The organism is Rhodopirellula sp. MGV (assembly GCF_002251265.1).
Lineage (GTDB): Bacteria > Planctomycetota > Planctomycetia > Pirellulales > Pirellulaceae > Stieleria > Stieleria baltica_A.
This window is the reverse complement of sequence record NZ_NPDI01000007.1, coordinates 73,507-82,812: the sequence shown is the minus strand read 5'-3', so window position 1 is coordinate 82,812 and position 9,306 is coordinate 73,507. Positions and strand designations below refer to the sequence as shown.

7 protein-coding genes are annotated in these 9,306 nt (G+C 51.8%); 5 read left to right on the top strand and 2 right to left on the bottom strand.

The annotated features are described in order from the left end of the window. Nucleotides 1–700: 700 nt before the first annotated feature. The 4 genes from CGZ80_RS03700 to CGZ80_RS03685 all read left to right on the top strand — a co-directional run bounded on the left by CGZ80_RS03700 (nt 701) and on the right by CGZ80_RS03685 (nt 3,880). Nucleotides 701–1,138, top strand: a complete 438-nt coding sequence (locus CGZ80_RS03700) for a hypothetical protein (RefSeq protein WP_094411488.1) — start codon at nt 701–703, stop codon at nt 1,136–1,138. Nucleotides 1,139–1,759: 621 nt separating this feature from the next. After that, complete coding sequence (locus tag CGZ80_RS27505) at nt 1,760–2,617, top strand: HEPN domain-containing protein (RefSeq protein ID WP_143543728.1); 858 nt, start codon at nt 1,760–1,762, stop codon at nt 2,615–2,617. A gap of 600 nt (nt 2,618–3,217) precedes the next feature. Continuing rightward, a complete protein-coding gene (locus tag CGZ80_RS03690; protein ID WP_094411484.1) occupies nt 3,218–3,592 on the top strand; it encodes a hypothetical protein in 375 nt (124 codons plus the stop codon). Nucleotides 3,593–3,616: 24 nt separating this feature from the next. Further along, the gene (locus CGZ80_RS03685) at nt 3,617–3,880 is read left to right on the top strand and encodes a hypothetical protein (protein ID WP_094411482.1); all 264 of its coding nucleotides are present in this window, start codon (nt 3,617–3,619) and stop codon (nt 3,878–3,880) included. A gap of 540 nt (nt 3,881–4,420) precedes the next feature. Here CGZ80_RS03685 and CGZ80_RS28455 read toward each other — a convergent pair. Continuing rightward, nucleotides 4,421–5,011 carry a transposase gene (locus tag CGZ80_RS28455; RefSeq protein ID WP_409994532.1) on the bottom strand — a complete coding sequence of 197 codons (591 nt, stop codon included), beginning with the start codon at nt 5,009–5,011 and terminating at the stop codon, nt 4,421–4,423. Nucleotides 5,012–5,214: 203 nt separating this feature from the next. Continuing rightward, nucleotides 5,215–5,577 (bottom strand): hypothetical protein, encoded by a 363-nt coding sequence (locus tag CGZ80_RS28450; RefSeq protein ID WP_233148209.1) that lies wholly within the window; start codon nt 5,575–5,577, stop codon nt 5,215–5,217. Nucleotides 5,578–5,903: 326 nt separating this feature from the next. Between CGZ80_RS28450 and CGZ80_RS03675 the strand changes: the two genes are divergently transcribed. After that, nucleotides 5,904–9,302 (top strand): CARDB domain-containing protein, encoded by a 3,399-nt coding sequence (locus CGZ80_RS03675; protein WP_158222536.1) that lies wholly within the window; start codon nt 5,904–5,906, stop codon nt 9,300–9,302. Nucleotides 9,303–9,306: the final 4 nt, after the last annotated feature.

The window sequence follows — 9,306 nt, the reverse complement described above, 5'->3', positions numbered from 1 at the left end:
ATGTGATGAAGCAGCGATTCAAACCAGCAACGCGCAAAGCACGTAAGGCTGCCGCCGGAGTCAAGCTGCAACACCCCGAATCACCGCAAGAATACAACTACCGCGTCACGCCAGAGATCGCTCAGTTATAAAATTGGCGTCCCGAGGAGTCCGCGTCGGTAGCTCGGGGTGTCAGCTCCGAGATTGCGATACGAACCACAGAGTGGAGGCGACTGAACTGCCACGAAAAGATTACCCACGTCATTAAAGGATGTGCCTTCAAAGACGGAATCATGCAGGAAGAAATCGTCGCCTGAACCCAGAACTTCGGAGCACAACAATTGAAAGTAGCTCTCAAAACGCAGTTGCACAATCCTGAACGAGCCAGCTAATCGCGGCAGAGGCCCAGCGACCGCTTTGTGCTTCGAGAGTCGTAGTTCCAATTCGATTCGCTTTTCTGGAAGATGGATGGCGCCATCCATTCTCCCCTCAGCTTTGGCCGAAGGCTCAATCATCGTAGCCTGCGGCAACGCCGTAGGAACCTGAATGCAAAGCCACCGATTGGCCGAAGGTCAATTTCACCCGCTGGTTTTCGGCCATCACGGTAGCCTTTCAAATCCAGCCGGAAAAGGCATTGAAGAAATGAGTAGTCGTTATCCTCAAGACTGCATCAACGCCCTGGAAAAACGAGAAATCGACCAAATCAAGTCCGCGTACCTTTATGCCTTTCCTGCGCGAAAAGCGAAAGCAAGGCCGCAAGAACCCAGCAGGGAAACGCATCCGGCGCGACGCTTGGCTCAGCCCCCTGAGACTGAAACCCGACAAGCTTTGTGATGACGCCGAAATCCATGCCGAAGGCGTGCGAAGCAGTGACCGCGGCTTTTTGAATGTGGATTGGGAGGCATACTGGGAACTGCTTCGTTGGACAGCGAAGCAGAGTGTCGATGGGATGTCGGCGAAGGTCCCGAAATCGCTTGCCAAGATTCTGGGGCATTTCGGGATCGATGTTAAGATGTGGCGTGACTTGGTTTGGCACTGGTCCAAGTTCTTCGGCAAGGCCTCGTGCATCGGCAGCCCAGAATCCATGCGAGAGCACGCAAGGCAAACAGGCCGGCAGTATCATCGCGGGCAAGCAATTGCGGTGGCCTGCTTCGACTAGCGTGTCGCTGATCAAATTAGCCAGCGCCAATGCACCAGCAACCGAATGAAAATGAAGGCGTTCGGTACCACGCTGCGCCGACTCTGGATCAAAACTCAGTTGCATGATCCTGCGCGAGCCAGCTAATCGCGGCAGAAGCCCAGCGACCGCTTATTGTACCGCGAGAGTCGTAGTTCCAATACAACTAACTTATCTGGATGAAGGATGGCACCCTCCGTTCCCTGGAAAAACGATCAATCGACCAAATCGAGTCCGCGTACCTTTTTGCCTTTCTCAATCGACCAAATCGAGTCCGCGTACCTTTTTGCCTTTCTGGGCTAACGCAGCTCACGGTGTCGCGACAAGCATGGATGGGAAGGGATATGCAATCGATTACCTGATGACTGAACGCCGGTGGTGAACTGTGAAATACAAAATGGTCTACCTCAAGGAATACGTCACTGGAACCGATTACGTCAAGGGCTGGAGAAATACTTGATATCCTACAGCCATGATCGCAAATGCCAATCGCTCGACCGCCAAGCACTTGCGGAAGTCTACCGCAGCAGCCGGTCAACACGCGTCACTCTTTTTATCTAAACTAGGAGTGCCCGTGGTCCAAATCTTGAGATCCACTTGACAATGCCTACTCCTGATCGCCCATCAAAACTGAGCCAATCTACAAAGAAATTTGCGATTTCAAGTGTTCTCTTCGGGCCAATTCGTCCTGCTGCCGAACTGAACAGACGCACGACTACTGCACTCAAAGCGCATACATTTGGAAAAGATCTCTTCACTGAGATTACGCTCCAGCAGAATCGGCAAAATCCCAACCGACGCGGAATGCAAATTGAATACACGGTTACTGCCAAATCCCCATTGTCAGCAAGAAGAGTAGGTACTGTATACCTCTCGCAGCTTTGTGATCTTGTAAGCGCGGTTACTCAATGCCCTATCTGGTTTTATATGCCGGAGGACGACGCTCGCGACGAACAGATTCGGATGAATCGGCAATCTACGAACGTCGAGCGTGAATTGAGCGAGGACGAATGGATGTGGATAACCGGCACTCTTGCTCACTTGCGGCGGAAACATCCCCGATTCCTTGCTGCAGCAAGTTGGTATCGGAAAGGACTCCTTGGTCGAGACACGCTTGACGACTTCTGTTGTTTCTGGCGATCTATCGAACGTTTGTCTCTTTCGTACGCCGACAAATCAGAATGGAATGACACCGATAAAAATAAATCGCCAGTCAAGAAGTGCATTGCACAGCTGACAACAGATATTTTTTCGACTGACAATTGCCCGCATATCTTGGCAAGCGCGGTTGACGTTAACGAAATGTACAGACTTCGCTGCGAAATCTCTCATGGGAACTTGCCTATAACCCCGAATCTAATAGAGTCGGTCGACCAGTTTATTGGACCACTCGAAGATGCGGCATACCAAGTTCTTACTGCCATGAGAGAGAAGTACTTGCCTCTCGATGAACCCGAGTAGGCCGAGAAATGCCCAAAGGCAAAAAGGTGCGCGGTCTTGATTTGATCGATTGATCGTTTTTTGCAGGGCGTTGATGCAGTTTTGAGGATAGTGACTACTTATTCCTTCAATGCCTTTTCCGGCTGGATTTCAAAGGCGACGGCGACGGCCGAAATCCACCGGTTGAAATTGACCTTCGGCCAATCGTTGGCTTTGCATTCAGGTTCCAACGGCGTTGCCGCAGGCTACGATGATTGAGCCTTCGGCCAAAGCTGAGTGGACCAACATTATAAATGGTGCCACCCACCATTCGGTTGTCGTTTCGAACCAGTTGAACCGCTGAGAACGACCTACGCGCGCCGATGTGTAAGCGCGTGCCTGCGTATTTTCTAGTGGGTGGGCACGTGCGCGTGTCCGGACGCCCGCGTATGCGTGCCCGTCCCTGCGCGCTTACCTGAGAGCGACTGAGTGCAGGTTCTCGATTGAGTGTGGGATTCTTCGAGAGTGCAGCAGTTTGAATGCGTGCAGGATTTCACGTTCGGTAAGACGTCCCGCTTGACCTATTTGCTTTCAATGTGATAATTATCATGTTTTGAGGACCACCTAACAGGGAGAGACGGTATGTACAAACTCACGGAACGTCGATTCGCCAAGGTTGAGCAGTTTCTTGAGGAGGCTCGAAGTGAGCTCATTAATGACGGAGTGCTGAACTACAACATTCTCGAACGAGAGATGCGAGATTCCTTGAATCTGGGTTTCCAGGAACTTAAGGACATCATGATCGACATCGTCAAACGGTACCCTCGGTATCGACTGGTTGCTCTCTATTACATGCAGCACCAGAACGCTGGCATGGGACCCGTGAGCGAGTTCCAGCCAACTTTGGCAAAGGAGTACGGGCTCGACGGTCACTACGGAGGCCAGGGTGACCGCGATGCAATAAAGGCTAAATTCTGGAAAGATGAATTGGCTGAGTTGCGTTCTGACGCTGGTTGAGAATTCGAAGGAAAAATAGAGTGTATGGATATTTCAATGCAAGGTACGGTTTTTGCGATCAATAGACAGCGTGGAATGGTTGCCATCGACACTGAATATGGGTTCACAATCATAGAGTTGATGTCAGATGACAATATCGAAGTTGGTGATGAGATGGCCTGGGCAGATGACACTGCAATGGGTTCTGAAACCTACGTCAACCGCTCCAAGGGCGAGCGGATGGACGTATACGTTCAAAATCATCACGTTCCGAAACACCAATTGCGGCAACAATTGCTGATGAGATAACGGAATGACTGATCCATCATTAGGTGACGGATGGTGCCATCCATCAATCGCTTGACTCGATCCGCTCGTCCGGTAGGCGCACCACCACGCAGGAGAGTGCGATGCCTCGGCCTCAGCGATGTGAACAATTCACTTCAGGTGAAGTTTGGAAAAGGAAAAGGTTCCAGAAAAAGAAAAGGTTCCAGGACTCGAAATAGAGAGTCACTAGAGTATGCGTCAATGATATCGCCTATGTGATTGACGGGAGGATTCGTCGAGCTCCAGAGGCGGGCCTGTCTATTGCAGTTGCGGGCTTGCTCCGGTGGCGAAACATCAGGGGCCTGGAGTGGTACTTGTTTACCGCACGGTGATGGGCAGAGGCAGCGGCAATGGCGTCGGGCTTGTTAATTGACGATGCAAAAATGTAAATGGGTCAGCCAGTCATTGCACGCAGTTTCGCATCACGCTCATGATGATCGACTGGGCGTTCGCACCGGTATCACTTCGGTTGGCAGTCCACATCATCCAGTTGACGACCGCCGGCCGAATCGTTTGTTCGGCTCACCGATTGGTTGCATCCACTCCTGGATGACGGAGGAGGGTGAAGAGATTGTCTGAATGGTTTTCCAGGAACTTCGCGAAGCGTTCGTTGGCCGTATGTGTTTTGATCGGGCGAACCAGATCACGCATTCGCATCGTCAAGCGCCCCGCTATCAGTTTTAGCCCGTGGTCGGTCATCTCTCCGGCGCGAAACCCATTGCGATATTCAAACCCATTGAGAAGAACGCTCTTCACCGCGCGTGGAAACGCCAACGCACCACCGGTCCCGCTTTCGATCAGCGATTCACATCGCCGAAGCAGGTGAGCGAAGCATTGTTGATGCGTTGCAGCCTTGAATTTGTCGTAGACCGACCAGCCGTCGTGTCCGAAGATCCCCGACCAATCTCTTCCAAGCAATCGCGCTGCCGGTTCGATACTGCGCGTCGGGTCAATTTCATATGCCGTTGCGGTCAAACCAGCAAACACATGCAACCAAGCCGGACGTCCATTGACACGCCAGCCTGTTTCGTCGCCGACGACTTGCGGCGAGCCACGTACTGCGTGACGAACGTGCTCATGGGCTGATTCCAAACGGTTTGCGGTACGAAGCATGCTTCGGCAACTCGTACTGCGCCCGACGGTGATTTCGAAAAGCATTTCCAGCAAACGCTTTACCTTGCCGTGACTGAGTTGTTAAGCAGTGCCATCGCGGCGTGAACGTTCGGTCCGAGCTGCACAGCTGCAGCTCCGGTTGCATCGGATGTTTGCAGTTCGCGCCGGCCTTGCACCGCCGCTGCAGTTTCCAGCAACAATATTCAACTGTCGATAAATGTCCGTCCGAGGAAATTCAGTTGATGCTGGATTTGAGTTTCGGTCTTCATCAGTTGATCGCATCCACAACCAGGGCAACAGCTTGGCAGCGGCACATTGTATGTCTCGTCGATTTGCTCCGGAGCAGCACGACGATGGTGCTTGCCGTGGTCCTCTCCGGTCTTTCGGCCAGCCTTCTTTGGATCGGAATTGCGTTCTTTACGAAATGGCGCAGCTTGGCGTTTGCCCTCGAGCTCGATCTTCTCGAGCCGTTTGGTTAGCTTTTCAACTTGTTCGACCAAGGCATCGATCACTGATTGCTGCTGCTTGCAACCCGGGCAATCGGTCGTGGTCTTGGGAACATCCATGATCCCCGAATTGTTGCCGAATCACTGTGAATTCAACAGCAGCAGTTTAGAGCCTAGTAAACAGATGCGAACGGATAAGGTGCCGTTGGATTCAAGCGACTAAAGAAGCTCTACCAGCTAGGTCAATAATAAGTTTTGTCATTTTTAGACAACTTAAGTATTTCCCTAGTCCGCAAAACCACTATGCTCCTGCGGGCGGTTGACGGTGTACTCCTTTGGCGGTATTCAGGAGCATGGGGATGCTTTCAAGGCGGACGATCCAATCTAACTGTTCGGATGTAGACCGATCTTCTTCGACGCGACGGAGGCGGTCGAAATCTCGAAAGATGAGGAAGACTGCGTTGGGCGTTCAGTGGTTGGAATCAAGAAGGCTCTTGGTCGCTATGCCTCCGGGAGATTTTCCTGGCACATTCAACTCGAACGTCGAGTTTCTTGATACATCGGCGCCTTACAACATCGTCTCTGACGGGGTGATCGCGCCGGGCGCAATGGTCACGGTGGGACCAGGAGTCGAGGTCACAATCGCCAACAATGTGAATTGGCTTGTCCGTGGCGTCCTTCGATTTGAGTCTGCCGCTGAAGTCGGATTCTTTGATAACAACAATTCGGGAAGTATTGCATCAACCAGTATCGAGGTGCAGTCTGGTGGAGTTCTTGATGCGGAAAACACTCCCTTCGTGCTGTTGACCAATGGGAACGACCAGAGCTTCATCCAAGTCGAACAAGGCGGGCAATTACTTGCGACCGGTTGCGACTTTTCGATCAAGGAAGTGATCTGGAAGGGGGCATCGACCCTTGGTGTAGGTGATGTCGTCGACAACGTCTTCACTAGCGTTGTCGTCACGTCAGCAGAATCGATTCCACTGTTGGAAAACAATGACAGTTTCGGTCGTGTTGAAATCACTGGGCAACCGGTGCAAAGTGACACGACGGTCCGTCAAATGGGGACAGTTTCGACGGCGAATCTTTACTACCGATTCGTTAGCGACGTTCAAATTGAACCCGGCGTTCAAATGAAGTTTGAGCCAGGGACGAAGGTCGAACTCGCTACCTCGGTCAACTTGAATATTGGTGGAAAACTTTGGTTTGACAATGTCAGCGAAGTGGGGTTCTTCGATGACAATTTCTCAGGTTCCATCTCTTCGACAAGCATTCAAGTTCAATCAGGCGGCGAACTCGCGGCCGATAGCACGCCATTTGTACTGCTGTCTAACGGCAATGACGAGAGTTTCATTGAAATTCAGTCTGGTGGTCGCTTTGAGGCTGACGATTCTGATTTCTCAATCAAGGACGTTATTTGGCGAAGTGGTGCGATTCTCAATGTTGGTGACGTCATCAACAACGTGTTTGGTGCTTCAATCAATGTCTCTGCCGAATTCATCCCGCGGCTAGAGAACAATGACAGCTTTGGCCGAGTCGAAATCAATGGCCAGACAGTGACGAATAATGTTGTGGTTGGTCAGATGGGAACCGTGTCAACGGCGAATCTGTTCTATCGATTCACAAGTGATCTTCAAATCGACCCCGGGGTATTGCTGAAATTTGCTCCGGGGACAAGCGTCGAATTGGCAAATTCGGTTAACGTCGTTGTCGGTGGAAAGCTTTGGTTCGACGACGTTAGTGAAGTCGGGTTCTATGACGATAACTTTTCGGGCTCGGTCTCTTCAACGAGTATTGAAGTGCAGTCGGGTGGAGAACTCGAAGCCGATAGCACGCCGTTGGTTCTGTTGTCCAATGGCAATGACAACAGCTTTATCGAAATCGAATCCGGCGGTCGCTTGAAAGCTGACGACTCGGATTTTTCAATCAAAGACGTCATCTGGCGAAGTGGAGCGATATTGAACGTCGGTGATGTTGTCGACAACGTCTTCGCTGCTGCCGTCAATGCCTCTGCCGAACTCATCCCGCGTCTAGAGGACAACGATAGCTTTGGACTTGTCGAAATCAACGGGCAGACGGTCCAGAGTAACGTGGTGGTTCGTCAGATGGGCAACGTATCGACGGCGAACCTGTTCTATCGGTTTACAGGCGATCTCCAAATCGATCCCGGGGTTCTTCTTAAATTTGATCCGGGAACAAGGGTCGAGGTGGCGAATTCGGTCAACATCAACGTCGGTGGGAAACTCTGGTTCGACGATGTGAGTGAAGTCGGGTTCTTTGACAACAATAATTCAGGCAGTGTCTCGTCGACCAGTATTGAAGTTCAGTCCGGTGGCGAACTGGAGGCGGACAGCACGCCATTCGTTCTGTTGTCCAATGGGAATGACAACAGTTTTGTTGAGGTCGAATCCGGCGGTCGATTTAAAGCAGACGACTCAGATTTTTCAATTAAGAACATCGTTTGGCGAGGCGGATCAATTTTGAATTTCGGTGACGTCGTCAACAACGTTTTTGGGGCGGTCGTGACCGTTCCGGCGATGTTGATCCCAAGGTTGGAAAACAACGACAGCTTTGGTCGGGTGGATGTCAGTGGCGAATCGGTAACAAGCGATACAACGATTCGAAATATGGGGACGGTGTCGACGACCAATCTGTCCTACCGCTTAACCAGCGATCTTCAGATTGATGCCGGGGCTCAACTGAAATTTAACCCTGGCACGCATCTAGAACTCGCCAATTCGGTCAATGTCACTGTCGCGGGAAAGCTTTGGTTCTGCGATGTGAACGAAGTTGCGTTGGTCGAGAACAATCAAAGCAATTCCGTAGTGTCCACCGGTATCGAAGTGGTCTCCGGCGGTGAGCTTCATGTCGAGAGCACGCCGCTCCTCGTCTCAACGGCGGGCGGAAACGATACCAGCGGAATCGCAATTAATCCGAATGCCATCTTCCGATCGGACGCGACCAGCCGATTTCAACTCGGCCATGTCGACTTGCATCAAGCGAGCACGGCAATGGTCGAAGATTCAAGCTTCGATACGGTGATCAATCTCGATGTCAACGAGGATTCCTCGCTAACGTTTGACAACAACAATTTTGGTAGTGCCGCAGTGAACGTTTCCGGGCTCAATTCGGAAGTCGTTGACATGACGAACAATTGGTGGGGGACGACGAACGCTAGTGCGATCGAAGACAAAATCAATCACCAAGTCGATGATCCCACTCGGCCGCTGGTGGTCTTCGATCCGTTTCTGTCGCAACCGCCGCAGATTGCCGAATATGTCCCGACGTTGCTCAGCGTTAACGCCACCCCAATTATCGCCGGCCAGACCTTGGCCGTTGAATACGAAGTCGCAAACACAAGTCCGACCGGTGATGGACTGAGTCAGTCGGCAATCTTGGTCTATCTCAACACAAGTGCTTCACAAGAAGGTGCGATGCTGCTCGCCGTCATGCCGGTCGAGCCACTTGCCGCGTTCACGACCACAGGTGTCAGGGCGGTGAATTTAACACTTCCCGAAGAGACTGACCCGATCTGGAGTTTGGGGCTACCAGGGACTTATACGCTGAGTCTTCTTGTTGATGCCACCGATGTCATTCCAGAATTCAATGAGAAGAACAATGTCATCTCCACGCCACTAAGCGTTTTACCCACCGTGGTGACTGTCTCTCAAACCGATGGCCAGACAGAAGTCGCCGAAGGGGCAACTTCAGACACCCTGGAATTGACGCTACGTTCGGTCCCGACGTCCGATGTCACCGTCACTGCGATGCCTGACGAGGAACTTGATCTCGGGGCAGGTCCCGGTCAGCCTGTCGAGCTTGTTTTACACCTGGGAATGCGCTGACGCC